The organism is Paraburkholderia phenazinium (genome assembly GCF_900141745.1).
GTDB classification, from domain to species: domain Bacteria; phylum Pseudomonadota; class Gammaproteobacteria; order Burkholderiales; family Burkholderiaceae; genus Paraburkholderia; species Paraburkholderia phenazinium_B.
Genome location: NZ_FSRM01000001.1, coordinates 3708216 through 3727821, shown reverse-complemented (window position 1 = coordinate 3727821; position 19606 = coordinate 3708216). Strand labels below are relative to the sequence as shown.

Below are 19606 nucleotides of genomic sequence, written 5' to 3'. Positions count from 1 at the left end.
CTCCAAAAACTGGTAAGATTCGCTCAATAATACGAATAGTTCGCATTAGCGTTAGTAATTATGAGAAAGTGTATTGAATGCTGAGCGGGCACCGGTTTTGGCGCTGGCGTTCAGCATTTCAGTCTAAAAAACAAGGAGTTTCAATGCGGGTTTCTTCATTCGTGCGCGGCGGCATGGTAGCCGTCGCAGTGGTGGCAGCCATCACGGCAACGGCCGCCGAGTATCCGATCGGCAAGCAGCAGATTCAGGGCGGCATGGAAATCGGCGCGGTCTATCTGCAGCCGATCACGATGGAACCGGAAGGCATGATGCGCAAGGCATCCGATTCGGACGTCCACCTCGAGGCCGACATCCACGCGGTCAAGAACAACCCGACTGGTTTCGCGGAAGGCGACTGGATGCCTTATCTGCAAGTGAGCTATGAACTCACGAAGGCCGGCTCCACCCAGACGCAGAAGGGCGACATGATGGCGATGGTCGCCGACGACGGTCCGCACTACGGCGACAACGTCAAGCTGCAAGGCCCTGGCAAATACCACCTCAAGCTCTTCATCGCACCGCCGATGCAAACCGGCCACATGGCCTTCGGCCGTCACGTCGACAAGGAAACCGGCGTGGGTCCCTGGTTCAAGCCGTTCACGCTCGAATACGACTTTACGTATGCGGGCATCGGCAAGAAGGGCGGGTACTGATCAACGCGCGGCATTTGCCTGGAAGGGGCCATGAGAATCAACCGAAACATCGCAATCCTTGCCATGACGACTTCGCTCGTTGGCGCCGCGCACGCTGCCGACCTGCCCACGTTCAAGCTTGAAATGGCAGACGGCACGCTCAATCCGGCGCGCATCGAGGTGCCGGCCGGACAGCGCATCAAGATCGAGGTGCGCAACACGGGCAAGGGCGCGGCTGAATTTGAGAGCGTCCAGTTGCGTAAGGAGAAGGTGCTCGCGCCGGGCGCGGATTCGTTCGTGGTGATCGCGCCGCTGTCGCCGGGTGAATATAAGTTTTTCGACGATTTTCATCAGCAGGCACAGGGTGTGATCGTCGCGAAGTAGGTCCGGCAGTATTGAGTGCGGGCGCCTGGCGTCCGCTCAGGTAGCAGGAGAAGTTCGATGGGTCAGGTGTTGTTCATCGTGTGGCGGGAGAGCGTCGAGGCGCTGCTGGTCGTCGGTATTCTGTACGCGTGGCTGAAGAACGGCGACGACAACGCGCGCCGCGGTCTGCCGTATTTGTGGGCGGGCGTCGGCGCGGGCATCCTTGCGGCGATCGCGCTCGGAGCTGCGTTGATCGGATTCACTGAAGTCCTGTCCGGCGACGCGCAGGACTACTTTCAAACTGCGATGGTGCTGGTTGCGTGCGTGCTGATCGTGCAGATGGTGCTGTGGATGAAGCGGCATGGCCGCACGCTCAAGCGTGACATGGAGCAGTCGCTGCAACAGAGCACGCGCGACTCGAACTGGTGGGGCATCGCCGTGCTGGTCGCACTCGCAATCGCGCGTGAAGGCAGCGAAACGGTCATCTTTCTGTATGGCCTCGGCTTCGGCCAGTCGGGCCACGTCGACGGCGGCCAGATACTGGCCGTGCTGATTGGCCTCGCTCTCGCATTCCTGACGTTCTACGTGTTGCAACTGGGTGGCAAGCTTTTCTCGTGGCGGCTCTTTTTCCGCGTCACCGAGATCATGTTGCTGTTTCTCGGTGCGGGCCTGTTCCAGACCGGCGTCGACAAGCTGATCGACAAGGAAATTCTTCCCACGTTTGTCGATCAATTGTGGAACACCTCGGCGCTGCTAGACGATTCGAGCACGTTCGGGTCGCTCGTTGCCACGCTCACTGGCTATCGCGCGCATCCCGCGCTGATGAACCTGATCGCGTATGCGGTGTACTGGGGTATCGTCTATCTGCTGGTGCGCCGCGCTAACCGGCAGCCGGCGCAGCAGGCGGCGGGGCGCGTAGCATGAGAGGGGCGTTGCGCCGCTCAAAACACCTCGACCACGCCAACCCCGCGAGCGGCCCAGGCCGGCTCGCAGCGGCGGGCCAGTGGATGCAGCGTCACGGCGCGCTGATTCGCGGCATCCAGTGGGTCGTCGTCGCGGTATACGCGTTCCTGATTCTCGTGCCGGCGTTCTCGCCCTTGCCGGACGAAACGGCGCATCTCTGGAATAACCTGACGCTTGCCGCGCAGTTCGTGTTCTGGGGTATCTGGTGGCCGTTCGTACTGCTTTCCATGGTGATGCTGGGTCGCGTATGGTGCGGCGTGCTGTGCCCCGAGGGCACGCTCGCCGAGTTCGCCAGCAAATTCGGCCGCGGCTGGGCGATTCCTCGCTGGATGCGCTGGGGAGGCTGGCCGTTTGTCGCCTTCGGTCTCACCACCATTTACGGTCAGATGGTGAGTGTCTATCAGTATCCGAAGGCGGTGTTGCTGGTGCTCGGCGGCTCGACTTTTGCCGCGATGATTATCGGCCTGCTGTATGGACGCGAGAAGCGCGTCTGGTGCAAGTATCTCTGCCCCGTCAACGGGGTTTTCGGGCTTCTGGCGCGACTCGCACCGTTTCACTACAAGGTCGACGAAGACGCCTGGCGCCGCTCGTATAAAGAGGGCGAACACGGCCATCGCGTGATTCCGATTAATTGCGCCCCGCTGGTGCCGCTGCGCAACATGAAGGGTGCGGCGTCGTGCCATATGTGCGGCCGCTGCAGTGGACATCGTGATGCGATTGCCTTGACGTGGCGCGCACCGTCGTCGGAAATCGTGGAGCTTGGCGATCGGCAGGCAAGCGCCTGGGACACCGCGCTAATTCTGTATGGACTGCTAGGCATTGCGATTGGCGCGTTTCACTGGACGGTGTCGACGTGGTTCGTCGATCTGAAGATGGTTCTCGCCACCTGGCTCGTGGATCGCGATATCACCTGGCCGCTCGACACCAACCCGCCGTGGTTTCTCTTCACGCACTATCCTGAGCAGAACGATGTATTTTCGTGGCTCGACGGCTCGCTCGTGATCGGCTACATCGTTGCGACTGGGCTCGTCTACGGCACGATCCTGCTGGTGTTGCTGATGGGCGCATCCCGCACGCTGGGCAAGTTTGCGACGACGGAGCGGCTGCATCATCTCGCGCAGGGGCTGATTCCGCTCGCGGGTGCTGGCGTGTTTCTCGGGCTGTCGGCGACCACACTGTCGCTATTACGCGCCGAGCATGTCTCGCTGTGGTGGGCGACGGATCTGCGCATTGCCATTCTGGCTGTGGCCAACCTGTGGAGCGCCTGGCTCGCCTGGCTCGTCACACGCCGCTACAGTGAGCGGCTTTTCCAGCGCGGCTTTGCGATGGTGTGGTTTATCACTGCACTCGCCGTTGTCGATAGTGCGTGGTGGCTGATGTTCTGGGGCTGGACGCGCTAGCGGCGCGTTGAACACCAACTACTCCACCCGCGCTTCCGCAGACAGCGCAGCAAACACAAAAGCCGTGGGATGTCGCCATCCACACGGCTTCTTCATACGACTCGTTCAGTAGTTGCGACAAGCGCTTCAGCGCAAGTCCGCATTGGTGGGAACCAAAATGAGAACCAAAAAAACGGCGTGGCTTGCTGTGACGGCTGGCTTGGTGTGTTTGCACGAAGGGGTCTAGATCTCGCGTGCAAGCCGTCGTTGCTGGCTAATGCCCAACACCTCTCGAGGAGGTGGTCCCCACAATACCCGGTAGATACCTCGTTACTTGGTCAGAATCAGTTTGCCGAGCCGCGTGGCGCGAAGCTGGTAGGTCTCGCCGTTATGCACGATGCTGACGTGACTGCGGCCCTGGAGCAGCGTCTCGCTACGGACTGCCGGCGCGGAAGTGTTTGCGGCCGGCGTCGACGGGCTGCGTTCGGCGGACGGCCGCGGAGCAGCGGTCGTGCTGATGGCTTTCGGACGGCTGGTTAGCGCAGCCGCCGCTGGGCGGCGCAGGCTAAGCGTAGAAGAGCGTGTAAGGTCGTTCATTCGTTCCGTCGGGTTGTCGATTCGATGGAGTGATTCTAAATGATAATCGTTCCCATTTACAAGGTCGATAAATTCATCGGATTACAGTTTCGATAGGTGGGGCAGGTAGGTTCACCGCAGGAGCGGTGAGCGCAACGCGTGTACTTCACCAACTCCCGCAATGCCCGCTCCGCCAGGCCTCAATGCAACGCGCCAGGCGCCTTGTTGCCTTGCACGTACTGGCGAATCAACCGCACCGTATCGATGTCCGACTCGCGGTACGCCGATTTGACGATCTCCTGCGTTTGACGTGCATCCTCGTCGTCGGAAACGGGCAGGGTGGTGGTGTATTCGAAGCGCAGGAACAACTGCAACTCGTCGGGCTGCTCGATGGTCATCGTGAGCGAACCGCCTACGTGCGATTCGGTGGCGAGGATGTCGTAGCGCACGCTCTGGTTGGCGAGCAGCGTGACGCGGTCGCGCACCGTAGCCTGGCCGTAGTGCAGTTCGCGCTCGAGCGTGTCCCCGGTACGCGACAGGATCGTGCATGTGTCGAGCCCCAGCACGAACAGTTGCGGCTGTTCGGCGCGCAGCACCAGTCCTTCCCACAACTGCTCGCGGGTCATGGCTTCGACGAACGGATTCAACGGGTCGTTGATCTGGATTAGGTGTTCGAAATTCAAAACGGAGGCTTCCTCTTCAAGCTAAGCGATGCCCATGTCAGCGCGCGCGGCGTCAGGCAGCGGCAAGGCCCGTACGGATCGTGATCGGATGCGTCAGGATCTTGTGGACCGGACACGCGTTGGCGATCTGCAGCAAGCGTTCGCGTTGCTCGTCGGACAGCTCGCCCTCGAGCACGACTCGCCGGTCGATCGTCGAGCCCTCGGCTCCGGTCTCGATGGATAGCGTCACACGCACGTCGGCCAGCGGCCAGCCCTTGCGCTGCGCATACATCTTCAGCGTGATCGAGGTACAGGCGCCAAGGCTCGCCAGCAGCAGCGTCACCGGGGCAGGCCCGCGATCGCCGCCGCCGAGCGATTCCGGTTCATCGGCGATCCAGGTGTGTGTGCCGTCGTCGAGAAGAACCTGGAAATTCGTCGCGCCGATGTGGGCGGTGACGGTGGACTCTGCCATGCGCGCTCCTGAACAGGGACGGGGGCGCCGCGCGGCGCAGGGTACAGAGGTCAAGGGCGCGCGGCATGAGCCGCTATTGTGAACGAAATCGCCCGGCTTCGCGCCGCAGAGGTCACGGCAGCACGGCGCCGTTAGCGGGCGCGCCGCATACGGCCGTCGCGCCCGCCTGCCGCGCAGGGGCAACGCTCAGTGCGTGATCTGCCCCATCCGCCCCGCTTGGTAGTCGATCACGGCCTGGCGAATCTCGTCCTCGGTGTTCATCACAAACGGCCCGTAGCGCACCACCGGTTCCTTCAGCGGCACGCCGCCCAGCAGCAACACATCGAGCGGTTCCTCGCCGGCGGCCAGCGTGACCGTATCCCCGTCATTGTTGAACACAACCATCTGGCGAGGTCCGATTTCGCTGCGAGCCTCGCCATAGAAGCCGTGGCCCGACAACCCATAGGCGAACACGCGGTAATTCGCCGGCACGGCATGCTCGATCGTCGCGCCCGGTTGCAGCGTGAAATGCTGGTACAGGATCGGCGTGCGGGTTTCGATGGCCGCCGCCACGCCCAGCGCTTCACCTGCAATCACCTTCACGCGCACCGAGCCGTCCGCAGAGGTTGCCACCGGAATCTTTGCCGATGGCATCTCCTGGTAGCGCGGCGCGATCATCTTGTCGCTGCGCGGCAGATTCACCCACACCTGTAAGCCATGCACCCGGCCGCCGGTACGCACAAACTCCGGATCCGGCATTTCGCTGTGGACGACACCGGCCCCTGCGGTCATCCATTGCACATCGCCGGCGTTCAGCGTACCCGAGTGGCCCGCCGAGTCCTTATGGCCGAACTGGCCCTCAAGCGCGTATGTGACCGTTTCGAAGCCGCGGTGTGGATGATCCGGCGCGCCCTTGGCTTCGCCGGGCGCGTAGTCGATCGGGCCCATTTCGTCGAGCAGCAGAAACGGGTCGAAGTCCATCAGCATGCGCGTCGGAAACGGGCGATGGACGATAAAGCCGCCGCCTTCGGTCGTGCGAACCGCGGGATACGTGCGTTCGATCGTGCGTGTCGAGCTCATCCAAAGTCACCTTAAAAAATGGGGAATAGCACTATTTCTGAAACATAGGGCTATTATAGGGACCGTTTTTAGCGGTGCCAGCCACCCTCACGCAATGGATTGTTCTATTCATGGAACGATGAGATGAAGATCGATTCGCACAATCTGAACGACCTGATGTACTTCTCGCAGGTCGTCGCGCACGGCGGATTCTCCGCGGCCGAGCGGGTGCTGGGCATCTCGAAGTCGCGTCTGTCGCGGCGTCTGACCGAGCTGGAGGCGTCGCTCGGCGTGCGTTTGCTGCAGCGCTCCACGCGCAAGCTCGCGCTGACCGAGGCGGGGCAGTTGTTCTACCAGCATTGCCAGGCGATGCTGTCGGAGGCGCAGGCGGCCGTCAACGTGGTGCAGCAGCTACGCTCGTCGCCGCGCGGCTCGGTGCGCGTGAGCGTGCCGGTCACCATTTCGCAGACATTGCTCTCGCAGATCCTGCCGGAATTCATGCACCGCTATCCAGAGGTTCGGGTGGTGATGCGCGTGACCAATCGCGTCGTCGACCTGTTTGAAGATTCGATTGATGTTGCATTGCGGATCCGCTCGGAGCCGCCCGAAAACGCCAATATCGTCGTTCGGCCGTTGTGGCGCACGCAGCAGATGCTGGTCGGCGCACCGAGCCTGCTGCAGCAAAACGCGCCGCCGCTCCTGCCATCCGACCTGAACCGCTTCGAGACGCTCGATACGCCCACCACCGACGGCCGCCACGTGTTTCAGCTGATCTCACCGGACGGCACGCGACACATACTTGAACACGAGCCACGTCTGGTGAGCGCCGATCTGATGACGATCCGCGAGGCGGTGCTGGCAGGTGTCGGCATCGCCGCATTGCCCGAAATGATGTACGGCGCTGCGCTGCGCGCCGGGCAGTTGTCGCCGGTGATGCCGGGATGGACGCTACCTGCGCCGCAGCTTTATGCGGTGTTCGTTTCGCGGCAGGGCATGGTGCCTGCGGTGCGGGCGTTCGTCGACTATCTGGTCGAGATGCTGGACCCGGATACCGGAAAGCACACCATTGGCGAATGCCCGGAGGCTGCAGAAAAGCGCAAGACCGTGCGGACGACGATCGAGCAATCCATTGCTCAGCCTACGACCGTTTGAAGCACTGCGTCATATCGTTTTGGCATTTAAGCGCCGCCTGTGATGAGTACTTTCAATGGGTCTTTGCTTGAATGCGTGGGCTGGCGGGCTTATAGTGAAATCCCTCCGCTAAGGAGTCTCCTATGCGGAAACTCATGGCCGCTATCATAGCGAGCCTGATAGGGCTGATCGCGCTGTCCGTGTCGAACACGGCTGTCGCATGTGGAGTCGCTCGCTACTCATCCGATAGCAGGTGATCTCGCCGCCCGAAGGCGCCTTGTGCGCACAAAAAAAGGCCTTCATCCGACGATGAAGGCCTTTTACTTTTAGCCCTGAAAATCAGGGCTATTTTGCATCCGGACGGTGCTGACGCTAGTGTTAGTGGCTGACAGGCTGCGTCACGAAGCCGATTTTCGTGAGACCGCCGGCCTGCGCCGCTGACATGACTTGTGCCACCTTTTCATAGGCTACCTTACGATCTGCGTTCAGATGCAGTTCAGGCTGCGGGCTTGTCTTTGCGGCCTGTTCGATCTTGGCGCGCAACTCGTCGTCGCTGACCTTCTGTTCATCCCACAGCACGGTGCCGTCAGCTTGCACCGACACGTTCACCTGCACCGGCCTGGTCTCTTCTTTCTGGCTGCTTGCATGCGGCAGATCGACTTTCACGGCGTGGCGGATCACCGGGATCGTCACCATGAAGACGATCAGGAGAACCAACATGACGTCGACGAGCGGTGTCATGTTGATTTCGTTCATCAGGCCATCGTCATCGTCGCTGGCGAAGGGGCTCATTCCCATCGGAGTACCTCGCTGATCAGTTGGCGCGCGTGGCGAGTCGCAGCCCGTCGCCACGCTTGGACGACGACAGGCGCGCGCCCGTCACGAAGAACGCATGCAGGCCGTGGGCGAAACGGTTCAGCTTGGTGACGAGCGCCTTGTTCGCGCGGGTCAGCGCGTTATAGCCGAGCACCGCCGGAATCGCCACGAACAGGCCAAACGCGGTCATGATCAGCGCCTCGCCGACCGGGCCGGCTACCTGGTCGATCGAACTCTGACCGCTCGCGCCGATCGCCAGCAGCGCGTGATAGATGCCCCACACCGTGCCGAACAGACCGACGAAGGGTGCCGTGCTGCCGATCGACGCGAGGATCGCCAGGCCGCTCTGCATGTGGGCGATGCTGTCGTCCATGGTGTCTTTCAGACAGCGCGTGATCCAGTCCGACACGTCCATACGGTCGTGCAGATGCGGTTGCGTCTGGTGATGGTGATCGGCCGCTTCCTGACCCGACAGCGCGAGCGCGAGAAACGGATTGTCCTGCGGCGACGAGGAGCGTGCGCCCAGTTTCTGCACGCCGTCCGTGAGATCGTCGGAATGCCAGAAAGCCTGTTCGGCATTCTTCGTCAGACGTTTGAGGCGCACCACGTTCCAGCCTTTGATGACGATGACGCTCCAGGACAGCACCGACATGATCAGCAACGCGAGCGCGATGCCGCGCGTCACGAAATCCCCTTGGGCCCAGACGTGGGCCAATCCGTAGTTCTGCATTGCGATTCCTTTTTTTAAAATCTGCTTGAGTCGGTCAGTTGCGCTCAGTTGAGTTCAGCCACCTGCGCTTAGTCATTCAGACCGAATTCGTACGGCTGGGTGTAGGCGGCCCGGATCGGCACGCCGTTCTCGAGATAAGGCTTGCACGTACTTGCGCGCACGGCGGCGAGTGCTGCGTCGTCGAGGCGGTCGAAGCCGCTGCTTTTTTTCAGGGCGATGTCCTCGAGATTGCCGTTCAGACCCACGACAAACCGGACGTAGGCGGTGCCGGCTTCGCCGCGACGCCTCGACAGCATCGGGTAATCGGGCTTCGCGATATTGCAGTCGAGATGCGTGACGTTCTTGGGTACGCTGATTTCCATCGTCTGCCGACCGATGGCCGGCGCAGCCGCGGCCGTCGGGGCCGGCGCCGCTGGGGCGGCCGGAGCAGGCGGTGCGGACGGCGCGGCGGCGGGCGCCGTCGGCGAAGGCGCTGCCGCTTGCGGCAAGGGCATCGGCGTCGGCTTGGGCGTCGGAGTAGGCCGCGCCTGGGCCTTCGGCTTCGCGTGCGGGACGGGCGGCGTCGGCTTGGGCGGCGGCGGGGCGATCGATTGCACTGCGGCGGGCGCGGCCACTGGCGCGGGACTCAACAACTCGGCGGTCAGAGTGCGCGACTCGATGGGGCGCACCGGCTCATCGTGACGTACGCTCATGATCACCACAAGCAGTGCGACGTGAATCAGGGCGACGGCAGCGATGGCTGTAACCGCGCGGGAATTCATACGGCTGGAAGGCGCCGGCCCGAGGCTGGCTGGGAGGGAGTGCGAGGCGGGCATGTCAGCGCGGCCAGGCGCCGTCGATACCGGGTCTACGACAAGACAGCGTCATTTTCGGAATATCAGCAGCGAAATACATAGGGTGGTCACGAAACCAATCAGCAATTCCATCTCGAACTCCTTGACGGGGTGAGCGGGTAGCTGGCTCGTACGTGTACTGGCTTGCTGACGGCAGTGGACTAAAGCGTGAGGCCGAGGTGGCCGGGACGCTCGAGGCACGGCGGGAGCGCCGTGCCGGCAGGATCAGGCGGCCTTGCGTTCGTAGAACGTGAGCGGCACCGGATGTGCATGATGCTCGACCCCACAGCGGCTCGCGCAGACACCGCTTTGCGCCATCACATCGCGCACGGACTCTTCGCACTTGCCGCAGCAGGTAGCGACGCCCAGCTCGAACTGGAGCTCATCGAACGAGTCGACGCCATCCGCGATCGAGGCACGGATCTTCCGGTCGGAAACAGACTTGCACACGCAAACGATCATGGTGGGTCGTAATAGCTAACGTTAATGCGAATTATTATCATTATGTTTGATGCATTTGGCAAGCGTCCTGCGGGAATTTTTGTAACAAAACCAGCCTGTTAGGAGGGATAACCTGGTTTAGAGATGGGGGCGGATGGGGTGTCGGCTGCGTGGGGTGGGGCGGGCGGCGGCCGGCGGGGCCGGCCCAGCCCAGCCCCTTAAGCAGCCTCGGAGTCAGCCGCGAGTGTGCGCCGCGACGGAATTACGACGCGCTCTACCGGGGCGTCGACGTGCAACAGTGTGGCGGCGAGTTGTTGCAGATGCGCACCGTCACTGGTCGAGCAAAACCGGGGCAGATCGACTGCCGAGCCCGGCGCGGCGCGCAAGCCGTGCTGATCGAGAATGCGCTCCACCTGCCGGGCAATAGCAACGCTGGTATCGATCAGCGTCATGCGCTCACCGACGATATCGCGGATCGCCGCATCCAGAAACGGATAGTGCGTGCAGCCGAGCACCAGCGTGTCGGCGCCGGCGTCGAGCATCGGTTGCAGGTAGCTGTCGAGCAGCGCGCGCAACTCAGCTGAGCCGATATCGCAGCGTTCGATGGCCTGTACCAGTCCATGGCCAGGCTGGCAGAGAAACCGGCAGTCCGCGGCATAGCGTTCCAGCAGCGTCTGAAAGCGGGCGCTACGCAGCGTCACCTGAGTGGCGAGCACGCCGGCCACGCGGGATTTCGACTGCAGGGCCGCCGGTTTGATACCCGGTTCGACGCCGATCAGCGGAATCGGCAAGCGCTCGCGCACCAGCGCAATGGATTGAGCCGTCGCGGTGTTGCACGCCACCACCAGCACTTTCGCGCCCTGCTTGACGAGCCATTCCCCGATCGCGAGTGTGCGGTCGGCGATGAAATCGTCGTCGCGTTCACCGTAAGGCGCGTACAGCGAATCAGCCACATAGATGACCGCTTCGTCAGGCAATTGCGTGCGCAGCGCGCGCAACACGGACAGACCGCCCAGACCCGAGTCGAACACGCCTATCGGAGCATGAGGTGCGTGATCCTGCGTCTTGCCTGAGGCATGAGCCTCGCTGACGGTCTGCTCCAGGGAAGCGCTGGAAGATGATGAAGACGAGGTGGGCGCAATAAGGCCTGCGTCTGACGAAGCAGTGTGCATGGGCGCGGTCACGGCAGCAGAGAGGACAGAGAGGGGCACAGGAAAAGGCGAACAATCGAGCCCGCGTCATCCATCGCAGAGTACGCGGGCTGCATGGCTTAGGACTCGATCGAGCCCATGCCGCTTTGCTGGTAATTCTGGATGCCGACCTTGTCGATCAGATCCAGTTGCGTTTCCAGCCAGTCAATATGTTCTTCAGTGTCGTCGAGAATCTTCACGAAGATTTCACGCGAGATGAAATCGCGTACTGATTCGCAATACACAATCGCTTCCTTGCAGGTGCTCTGCGAAATCTGTTCGAGCTTCAGGTCGCATTCGAGAATCTCTTTGGTTTCCTCGCCGATCAGCAGCTTGTGCAGGTCTTGCAGATTCGGCAGACCGTCCAGCATGAAAATGCGTTCGATCAGCCAGTCGGCATGCTTCATTTCGCCGATCGATTCATCGTATTCATGCTTGCCGAGCTTATCGAGGCCCCAATGCTTGTACATCCGGGCGTGCAGGAAGTACTGGTTGATCGCAGTGAGTTCGTTCTTCAACTGCGAGTTCAGATATTCGATAACCTTCTTGTCGCCTTGCATGATTTTTTCCTTGTGGGGCTCTGAAATACGATTTTTCAACAACAATAAACGCCCGACCCAAAAAAGCCAAGGAGCGAAGCATTTTTTGATGCTTACCCGTTGCGAGTCACGGGCTGGTGATGTTGCTGTGGTCTACTCAATGAAAAAGCCGGGACCGTGAGCCCCGGCTTTGCATTGCCAGATTGGCAGGCACTGAAGTGGGTTTTAAACCGTTGCGACCGGAATCTTACCGATCTTTGCTTGCCATTCCTTCGGGCCGGTCTGATGTACCGACGTGCCATTCGAATCGACCGCTATCGTGACCGGCATATCCTGCACGTCGAATTCGTAGATGGCTTCCATGCCGAGGTCTTCGAACGCGAGCACCTTGGCGCTGCGGATCGCTTTCGACACGAGATACGCAGCACCACCCACCGCCATCAGATACGCCGCCTTGTGCTTCTTGATGGATTCGATTGCAACCGGACCGCGTTCGGCCTTGCCGATCATCGAAATGAGACCTGTTTGCGACAGCATCGTCTCGGTGAACTTGTCCATCCGCGTGGAAGTAGTGGGACCCGCCGGGCCGACCGCTTCGTCGCGCACCGGATCGACCGGGCCGACGTAATAGATCACGCGATTGGTGAAGTCCACCGGCAGCTTTTCGCCCTTGGCGAGCATGTCGGCAATGCGCTTGTGCGCAGCGTCGCGACCCGTCAACATCTTGCCCGACAGCAAGAGCGTCTGGCCCGGCGTCCACGAAGCGACTTCGGCCGGCGTGAGCGTGTTCAGATCGACGCGCTTGCTCTTTTGCGTGTCCGGTTCCCATTGCACCTTCGGCCATGCGTCGAGCGACGGCGCTTCGAGCTTCGCGACGCCCGAGCCGTCCAATGTGAAGTGTGCATGACGGGTAGCCGCGCAGTTCGGGATGATCGCGATCGGCTTGCTCGCAGCGTGCGTGGGCGCAGCCATGATCTTGACGTCGAGCACGGTGGCGAGACCGCCGAGACCTTGCGCGCCGATGCCCAGTGCGTTGACCTTCTCATGCAGTTCAACACGCAGCTCTTCGATCCAGTCTTTCGGACCACGCGCGATGACGTCCTGGATGTCAATCGGATCCATCAGCGATTCCTTCGCCATCAGCATCGCCTTTTCAGCCGTGCCACCGATGCCGATGCCGAGCATGCCCGGCGGACACCAGCCGGCGCCCATCGTCGGCACGGTCTTGATGATCCAGTCGACGATCGAATCCGACGGGTTCAGCATCGCAAACTTCGACTTGTTCTCCGAGCCGCCGCCCTTGGCCGCGACCTGCACGTCGACCTTGTCGCCCGGCACGATCTCGTAGTGGATCACGGCCGGTGTGTTGTCTTTGGTGTTCTTGCGCGCACCTTCCGGCGGGCTCACGATCGACGCACGCAGCACGTTGTCCGGATTCAGATAACCGCGGCGCACGCCTTCGTTGATCATGTCGGTGACACCCATCGTCGCACCGTCCCAACGCACGTCCATACCCACCTTCACGAACACCGTGACGATGCCGGTGTCCTGGCAGATCGGACGCTTGCCTTCGGCGCACATGCGGCTGTTGGTGAGGATCTGCGCAATCGCATCCTTCGCGGCGGGGCTCTCTTCGAGCTCGTAGGCACGGCCGAGGGCCTGGATGTAATCGAGCGGGTGGTAGTAGCTGATGTACTGAAGCGAATCAGCAATGCTCTGAATCAGATCTTCCTGTTTGATGACGGTCATGGCTAGCTCTGTGGGGACAATGGCGCTTGTTATACGGATCGCAACGGCTGCGCGATCAGTCTTGCGCCTTCAGGGGAGGGGAAACTGGTTGCTCGCGCTGCGGCTCGTAAAAATGCGCCGGGTGCGTATGCGTGGTCAGACGGTCGACGAAGGCCATCACGACCGCGGACAACAGGAACGCCAGGTGAATGATCACCTGCCACATGATGGTGTGCGTCGTATTCTGGTCGGGGCTAATAAAGGTCTTCAGAAGGTGAATCGACGAAATGCTGATCAGTGCCATGGAGAGCTTCACCTTCAGCACGCCGGCGTTCACGTGATCGAGCCACTCGGGCTCATCCGGATGACCCTCTACGCCGAGGCGCGACACGAAGGTTTCATACCCGCCGATGATCACCATGATCAGCAGGTTCGAGATCATCACCACGTCGATCAGGCTGAGGACGACCAGCATGACGTTGGTTTCGTCGAGCGTCATCGAGGCCGTGACCAGATGCCAGACTTCCTTGATGAACAGGACGACGTAGACGCCTTGCGCAATGATCAGACCGAGGTAAAGCGGCACCTGCAGCCAGCGGCTCATGAAGATGATGGCGGGCAGCGGGCGCATCGGGCGGCGCGTTTTACCAGCGGAGTCGGGGCGCGGAGCGGACATGGGCAAGGATCGTGGCTCAGGGCGATGAATGTGGGCGGCGCGAAATGGCGTGGCATTTCGCACAAAACCGCGGACAAACCCACGGAGACGCTCGCGGAAAAGCAGGCGAACAAGCTCACGGCAGGCGCGCTATTGTACAGCGACACCCGGGTTTACCTGGTGGAGTCCTGCAAACGCGCAGGTCTGGCTTCAAGGTGGAACTGGAACGGGGAGTTCAGTTAGCATTGTAAAAGGGGCGCGTACGAAGCGCCCGGCGCTCGTCCAGCGGGCCTCCGGGTGGCGTGGCCGAAGAAGTGCCTTTGAAACATAAGCGCCAAGGTCTGGCGTTTGCTCCCAAGGTTTGGGCCGCGTCAGGTGGCGAGCCCACAACGGCACCATATCAAGGCTTAAGCGGGTAGCATCCCGCTGTATGAGGCTTGCGTAAGTGGCCGGTAAGTTGCAACGTTTATCTTGAGCGATGAACGGGCCGATCGTCAGACTGCGGGCATATTGCAGTGCCGCACGCGGTTTCGCCGTTCGGCTGCGCGGACAGTGAAGGGTCCGCGCGAGGGTTGGAGACAGGTGTCGCGGGCAAAGGCTATGCGGCGCCACCATGACATGGCGCGTCACCGGCGCGTCAGCACAGGATTTTCGTTTTATCTTCACCAAGGGGTAGTCGATGTCTGCGATTGAATCGGTTCTTCAGGAACGCCGCGTTTTCCCACCCTCCGCCGAAGCCATGGCGGGCGCGACGATCTCTGGCATGGACGCGTACCGGGCGCTCGCCGCCGAAGCGGAACGCGATTACGAAGGCTTTTGGGGACGTCTCGCGAAAGAGACGTTGAGCTGGAACAAGCCCTTCACCAAGGTACTCGACGAGTCGAAGGCGCCGTTCTATACGTGGTTCGAGGACGGCGAACTGAACGCGTCGTACAACAGCCTGGACCGCCACGTCGAAGCCGGTAACGGCGAGCGCGTCGCGATCGTCTTCGAGGCCGACGACGGCACCGTCACCAACGTCACCTATCAGGACCTGCTGCAGCGCGTGAGCCGCTTCGCCAATGCGCTGAAAAAGCGCGGCGTGAAGAAGGGCGACCGCGTGGTGATCTATATGCCGATGTCGATCGAAGGCATCGTCGCCATGCAGGCTTGCGCGCGGATCGGCGCGACGCACTCGGTGGTGTTCGGCGGCTTCTCGTCGAAGTCGCTGAATGAGCGCCTCGTCGACGTAGGCGCCGTGGCGCTGGTGACGTCTGACGAACAGATGCGCGGCGGCAAGGCATTGCCGCTGAAGAATATCGCCGATGAAGCGCTTGCGATGGGCGGCTGCGAAGCGGTCAAGAGCGTGATCGTCTACAAGCGCACCGGCGGCAAGATTGCGTGGAACGAAGGCCGCGACCTGTGGATGCATGAACTGACCGAGGCCGAGTCCGACCAATGCGCGCCGGAGTGGGTCAGCGCCGAGCATCCGCTCTTTATCCTCTACACGTCGGGTTCGACCGGCAAGCCGAAGGGCGTGCAGCACAGCACCGGCGGCTATCTGCTGTGGGCCACGCAGACGCTGAAGTGGACCTTCGACTGGAAGCCCACGGATGTGTTCTGGTGTACCGCCGACATCGGCTGGATCACCGGCCACAGCTACATCGCATATGGTCCGCTGGCGCTCGGCGGCACCCAGGTGGTGTTCGAAGGCGTGCCGACGTATCCGAATGCGGGACGCTTCTGGAACATGATCGCGAAGCACAAGGTCTCGCTGTTCTATACGGCGCCTACCGCGATCCGTTCGCTGATCAAATACGCTGAAGCCGATGCGAAGGTGCATCCGAAGAGCTACGACCTGTCGTCGCTGCGCGTGATCGGCACGGTCGGCGAGCCGATCAATCCGGAAGCGTGGATGTGGTACCACGAGAACGTCGGCGGCGGCCGTTGCCCGATCGTCGATACATGGTGGCAGACGGAGACGGGCGGTCACATGATCACGCCGTTGCCGGGCGCGACGCCGCTGGTGCCGGGTTCGTGCACGCTGCCGCTGCCGGGCATCATGGCGGCGGTGGTCGACGAGACCGGCCAGGATGTGCCGAACGGGCAGGGCGGGATTCTGGTGGTCAAACGTCCGTGGCCTTCCATGCTGCGTAACGTGTGGGGCGACCCGGAGCGCTACAAGAAGAGCTATTTCCCGGAAGAGCTCGGCGGCAAGCTGTACCTCGCCGGTGACGGCGCAGTGCGCGACAAGGAAACCGGCTACTTCACGATCATGGGCCGTATCGACGATGTCCTCAACGTGTCGGGCCACCGGCTCGGCACGATGGAGATCGAGTCGGCGCTGGTGTCCAATCCGATCGTCGCGGAAGCGGCGGTGGTAGGGCGTCCGGACGATACGACCGGCGAAGCCGTGTGTGCCTTCGTGGTGCTGAAGCGCTCGCGTCCGGAAGGCGAGGAAGCGGTGAAGATTGCCAACGAACTGCGTGCGTGGGTCGGCAAGGAGATTGGACCGATCGCCAAGCCGAAGGACATCCGCTTCGGGGACAATCTGCCGAAGACGCGCTCGGGCAAGATCATGCGCCGCCTGCTGCGCTCGCTGGCCAAGGGCGAGGAGATTACGCAGGACGTATCGACGCTGGAGAACCCGGCGATTCTCGATCAGCTTGGCGAGTCGCTGTGAGTGTAGTGTGAGCTTCTGAGGACACCGCGCGGACAACCCCGATTGCCTGCGCGGTTCCTTTTTGATACATAGGCGCATGGCCGCGCCGCATCCCCCCTCTCAATCCGCGCTTCATCCGCCTCCCGAACCGCCTCCGGTCTCGGAGGCGATGGCGCGCGCGCATCGGCGCTACTGGCGTTTCAACCTGCTGTCGATCGGCGTATTGATGGCCCTCGGCTTTCTCGTTTCGTTCGTGGTGCCGCTGGCCGCGCCTGCATTGTCGAAGGTCCGTTTCGCCGGTTTCAGCCTGCCGTTTTACGTCGGCGCTCAAGGGGCGATCCTGATCTACGTGGCGTTGATCGTCGTCTATATCGTGCTGATGCAGCGCGCCGATCGTACGCTGCAACGCGCGTTCGATGCGGACGCAAACGTCGACCCAGGCACGACGCCGGCCGGTCCCACCACGGCGAGAGGAAACTGAGCCGATGACGCTCACGCATCGGCTCATCCGCTCATACGCGTTCTACACGCTAGGGTTTCTGGCCTTCATTTACGTGATGTGGCGCATCGAGAACGTGACGGGGCCGGGCGTGTGGATCGGCTATGTGTTCCTGTTCGTGCCGATCGCTGTGTATGCAGTCATCGGTCTGCTGTCGCGCACCTCCGATCTGGTGGAGTACTACGTCGCGGGACGGCGCGTGCCGTCCGCTTTCAACGGTATGGCGACGGCGGCGGACTGGTTGTCGGCGGCGTCGTTCATCGGTCTCGCGGGTTCGATCTACGCGACTGGCTACGACGGTCTCGCGTATCTGATGGGCTGGACCGGCGGCTATTGCCTGACCGCGTTCCTGCTCGCGCCGTATGTTCGCAAGCTGGCGCGCTACACGATTCCCGACTTTCTCGGCACGCGCTTCTCGAGCAACGCAGTGCGCGGACTCGCTGCGCTATCCGCGATCCTGTGTTCGTTCGTCTATCTGGTGGCGCAGATCCAGGGCGTGGGGCTAATTGCGACGCGCTTTATCGGGGTCGATTTTGCGGTGGGGATTTTCTGCGGACTGGCAGGCATTCTGGTGTGCTCGTTCCTCGGTGGCATGCGCGCGGTGACGTGGACCCAGGTGGCACAGTACGTCATCCTGATCTTTGCGATCCTGATTCCCGTATCGATGATCGCGCATAAGGATGGCCTCGGCTGGGTGCCGCAATTTAACTACGGACGACTCATGTCGCGTGTCGAGATTCTGGAGCGCCAGGTGCGCGACTCGCCGCTGGACCAGAACGTACGCGAGAACTACCGGATGCAGGCGGCGCAGTTGCAGACGCAGATCGACAGGCTGCCGCAATCGTTCACGGAAGCGAAGCAGCAACTGACGCAGCAGGTGGCTGACTTGCGCCGGCATAACGGGCCGTTGCGCGACATCAATACCGGCGAGCGGGCGCTTGAACTGTTTCCGCGCGACGCTGACGCGGCGAGGATCGTGTGGACGCAACAGCGTGAGGCGTTGCTGATGCGCGCGTCGTCGCCGGTGCCGATGGCCGAGCCGTTTCCGGCGATCAGCGCCGAAGACCGGCAGACGCATGAGCGCAATTTTTTGTCGCTGCTGCTGTGTCTGTCGCTGGGGACGGCGAGCTTGCCGCATATCCTGACGCGCTATAACACGACCACGTCCGTGGCCTCGGCGCGGCGCTCGGTTGGCTGGACGCTGTTCTTTGTCGCGCTGTTTTATCTGACCGTGCCGGTGCTATCGGTGCTGATCAAGTACGAGATCCTCGCGAATCTCGTGAATCATCCGTTTGCCGATTTGCCGCAGTGGTTGACGCAGTGGCTGAGGATCGAACCGAACCTGATCAGCGTCGCCGATACGAATCACGATGGCCTCGTGCAGTGGAGCGAGATCCAGATGCAGCCGGATATGGTGGTGCTGGCGGCGCCGGAGATTGCGGGGCTGCCGTATGTGATGTCGGGCTTGATCGCGGCGGGGGCGCTGGCGGCCGCGCTTTCGACGGCGGATGGACTGTTGCTGACGATTGCGAATGCGCTCTCGCATGATGTCTACTATCACATGGTCGATCCGGCGGCGTCGAGCCAGCGGCGGGTGACGATCTCGAAGATTTTGCTGCTGGGGGTGGCGCTGTTTGCGTCGTACGTGGCGTCGCTGAATACGGGGAATATTCTGTTTCTGGTGGGGGCGGCGTTTTCGCTGGCGGCGTCGAGCCTGTTCCCGGTGCTGGTGCTTGGGGTGTTCTGGAAGCGTACGACCCGGCTTGGGGCGGTGGCGGGGATGGTGGCGGGGCTGGTGGTGTGCATCTACTACATCGTCTCGACGTATCCGTTTTTCACGCAGATGACGGGGTTCGTCGGGGCGCGGTGGTTTGGGATCGAGCCGATCAGCTCGGGCGTGTTTGGCGTGCCGGCGGGGTTTCTGGTGGCGATTCTGGTGAGTCTCGTGGATCGGAAGCCGGACGCTTATACGCGGGCGCTGGTGGACTATATCCGGCATCCGTAAGGCGGCTGGATCGGCCTCTGGCGGGCGTTTGAGCGGTGTTCGAGGTCCGTTTCAGGACAGGGGTGGCGCGGGCTCCGGATTTTGCTATAATTCGGCTCCCGCCGGAGAGATGGATGAGCGGTTTAAGTCGCACGCCTGGAAAGCGTGTATAGGTTAATAACCTATCCGGGGTTCGAATCCCCGTCTCTCCGCCAGCGGACCTCTTGGCCTTGCCAGGCTCGGAACTCCCCGCCAGATAAGGCTCTCAGGCCGATCTGCTACCAGTGGGTGTTAC

At 61.8% G+C, this 19606-nt stretch carries 20 protein-coding genes and 1 tRNA gene; 9 read left to right on the top strand and 12 right to left on the bottom strand.

From position 1 onward, the window contains the following. The first annotated feature begins 143 nt into the window (after positions 1 to 143). The 4 genes from BUS06_RS16660 (at position 144) to BUS06_RS16645 (ending at position 3397) form a co-directional block, all read left to right on the top strand. Entirely contained in the window at positions 144 to 692 is a 549-nt protein-coding gene (locus BUS06_RS16660) for an iron transporter (protein WP_074265267.1), read from the top strand. A 30-nt stretch (positions 693 to 722) separates the two neighbouring features. Next, positions 723 to 1055 (top strand): cupredoxin domain-containing protein, encoded by a 333-nt coding sequence (locus BUS06_RS16655; protein ID WP_074265266.1) that lies wholly within the window; start codon positions 723 to 725, stop codon positions 1053 to 1055. A 57-nt stretch (positions 1056 to 1112) separates the two neighbouring features. Further along, positions 1113 to 1958: an FTR1 family iron permease gene (locus BUS06_RS16650; RefSeq protein WP_074265265.1), complete on the top strand. Its 846-nt coding sequence runs from the start codon at positions 1113 to 1115 to the stop codon at positions 1956 to 1958. A gap of 83 nt (positions 1959 to 2041) precedes the next feature. Continuing rightward, the gene (locus BUS06_RS16645) at positions 2042 to 3397 is read left to right on the top strand and encodes a 4Fe-4S binding protein (protein WP_254368909.1); all 1356 of its coding nucleotides are present in this window, start codon (positions 2042 to 2044) and stop codon (positions 3395 to 3397) included. Positions 3398 to 3706: 309 nt separating this feature from the next. Here the strand turns inward: BUS06_RS16645 and hemP are convergent, their stop codons facing one another. The 4 genes from hemP to BUS06_RS16625 form a co-directional block, all read right to left on the bottom strand. After that, positions 3707 to 3973, bottom strand: a complete 267-nt coding sequence (hemP, locus tag BUS06_RS16640; protein ID WP_074265263.1) for a hemin uptake protein HemP — start codon at positions 3971 to 3973, stop codon at positions 3707 to 3709. Positions 3974 to 4152: 179 nt separating this feature from the next. Next, entirely contained in the window at positions 4153 to 4635 is a 483-nt protein-coding gene (locus BUS06_RS16635) for an SRPBCC family protein (RefSeq protein ID WP_074265262.1), read from the bottom strand. Between the two features lie 52 nt (positions 4636 to 4687). Beyond that, positions 4688 to 5086, bottom strand: coding sequence for an OsmC family protein (locus BUS06_RS16630; RefSeq protein WP_074265261.1), 399 nt, complete (start codon positions 5084 to 5086; stop codon positions 4688 to 4690). A gap of 186 nt (positions 5087 to 5272) precedes the next feature. Then, entirely contained in the window at positions 5273 to 6145 is an 873-nt protein-coding gene (locus BUS06_RS16625) for a pirin family protein (RefSeq protein ID WP_074265260.1), read from the bottom strand. Positions 6146 to 6268: 123 nt separating this feature from the next. On the opposite strand from BUS06_RS16625, the gene BUS06_RS16620 reads away from it, so the two are divergent. Beyond that, on the top strand, positions 6269 to 7276 hold the full coding sequence (locus tag BUS06_RS16620) for a LysR family transcriptional regulator (protein WP_074265259.1): 1008 nt from the start codon (positions 6269 to 6271) through the stop codon (positions 7274 to 7276). A gap of 357 nt (positions 7277 to 7633) precedes the next feature. On the opposite strand, the gene BUS06_RS16615 is transcribed toward BUS06_RS16620, so the two are convergent. The 8 genes from BUS06_RS16615 to BUS06_RS16580 all read right to left on the bottom strand — a co-directional run bounded on the left by BUS06_RS16615 (position 7634) and on the right by BUS06_RS16580 (position 14208). Next, on the bottom strand, positions 7634 to 8053 hold the full coding sequence (locus tag BUS06_RS16615; RefSeq protein ID WP_074265258.1) for an ExbD/TolR family protein: 420 nt from the start codon (positions 8051 to 8053) through the stop codon (positions 7634 to 7636). Between the two features lie 16 nt (positions 8054 to 8069). Next, positions 8070 to 8801, bottom strand: a complete 732-nt coding sequence (locus BUS06_RS16610) for a MotA/TolQ/ExbB proton channel family protein (RefSeq protein WP_074265257.1) — start codon at positions 8799 to 8801, stop codon at positions 8070 to 8072. A 68-nt stretch (positions 8802 to 8869) separates the two neighbouring features. Beyond that, positions 8870 to 9616: an energy transducer TonB gene (locus tag BUS06_RS16605; RefSeq protein WP_074265256.1), complete on the bottom strand. Its 747-nt coding sequence runs from the start codon at positions 9614 to 9616 to the stop codon at positions 8870 to 8872. A 243-nt stretch (positions 9617 to 9859) separates the two neighbouring features. Continuing rightward, complete coding sequence (locus BUS06_RS16600; protein WP_074265255.1) at positions 9860 to 10096, bottom strand: (2Fe-2S)-binding protein; 237 nt, start codon at positions 10094 to 10096, stop codon at positions 9860 to 9862. 197 nt (positions 10097 to 10293) lie between these two features. Beyond that, entirely contained in the window at positions 10294 to 11247 is a 954-nt protein-coding gene (gene murI / locus BUS06_RS16595) for a glutamate racemase (protein WP_083611447.1), read from the bottom strand. Positions 11248 to 11345: 98 nt separating this feature from the next. Beyond that, positions 11346 to 11825, bottom strand: a complete 480-nt coding sequence (gene bfr, locus BUS06_RS16590) for a bacterioferritin (RefSeq protein ID WP_074265254.1) — start codon at positions 11823 to 11825, stop codon at positions 11346 to 11348. Positions 11826 to 12029: 204 nt separating this feature from the next. Further along, positions 12030 to 13553: a fumarate hydratase gene (locus tag BUS06_RS16585; protein WP_074265253.1), complete on the bottom strand. Its 1524-nt coding sequence runs from the start codon at positions 13551 to 13553 to the stop codon at positions 12030 to 12032. 55 nt (positions 13554 to 13608) lie between these two features. After that, positions 13609 to 14208, bottom strand: a complete 600-nt coding sequence (locus tag BUS06_RS16580; RefSeq protein ID WP_074265252.1) for a TIGR00645 family protein — start codon at positions 14206 to 14208, stop codon at positions 13609 to 13611. 658 nt (positions 14209 to 14866) lie between these two features. Here BUS06_RS16580 and acs point away from each other — a divergent pair. The 4 genes from acs (at position 14867) to BUS06_RS16555 (ending at position 19526) form a co-directional block, all read left to right on the top strand. Continuing rightward, positions 14867 to 16849 carry an acetate--CoA ligase gene (gene acs / locus BUS06_RS16570; RefSeq protein ID WP_074265250.1) on the top strand — a complete coding sequence of 661 codons (1983 nt, stop codon included), beginning with the start codon at positions 14867 to 14869 and terminating at the stop codon, positions 16847 to 16849. Between the two features lie 76 nt (positions 16850 to 16925). Then, positions 16926 to 17309 (top strand): DUF4212 domain-containing protein, encoded by a 384-nt coding sequence (locus BUS06_RS16565; RefSeq protein WP_074265249.1) that lies wholly within the window; start codon positions 16926 to 16928, stop codon positions 17307 to 17309. A 4-nt stretch (positions 17310 to 17313) separates the two neighbouring features. Then, positions 17314 to 19332, top strand: a complete 2019-nt coding sequence (locus BUS06_RS16560) for a sodium:solute symporter family protein (protein ID WP_074265248.1) — start codon at positions 17314 to 17316, stop codon at positions 19330 to 19332. Between the two features lie 103 nt (positions 19333 to 19435). Then, positions 19436 to 19526 (top strand) — tRNA-Ser (locus BUS06_RS16555). Positions 19527 to 19606 lie beyond the last annotated feature (80 nt).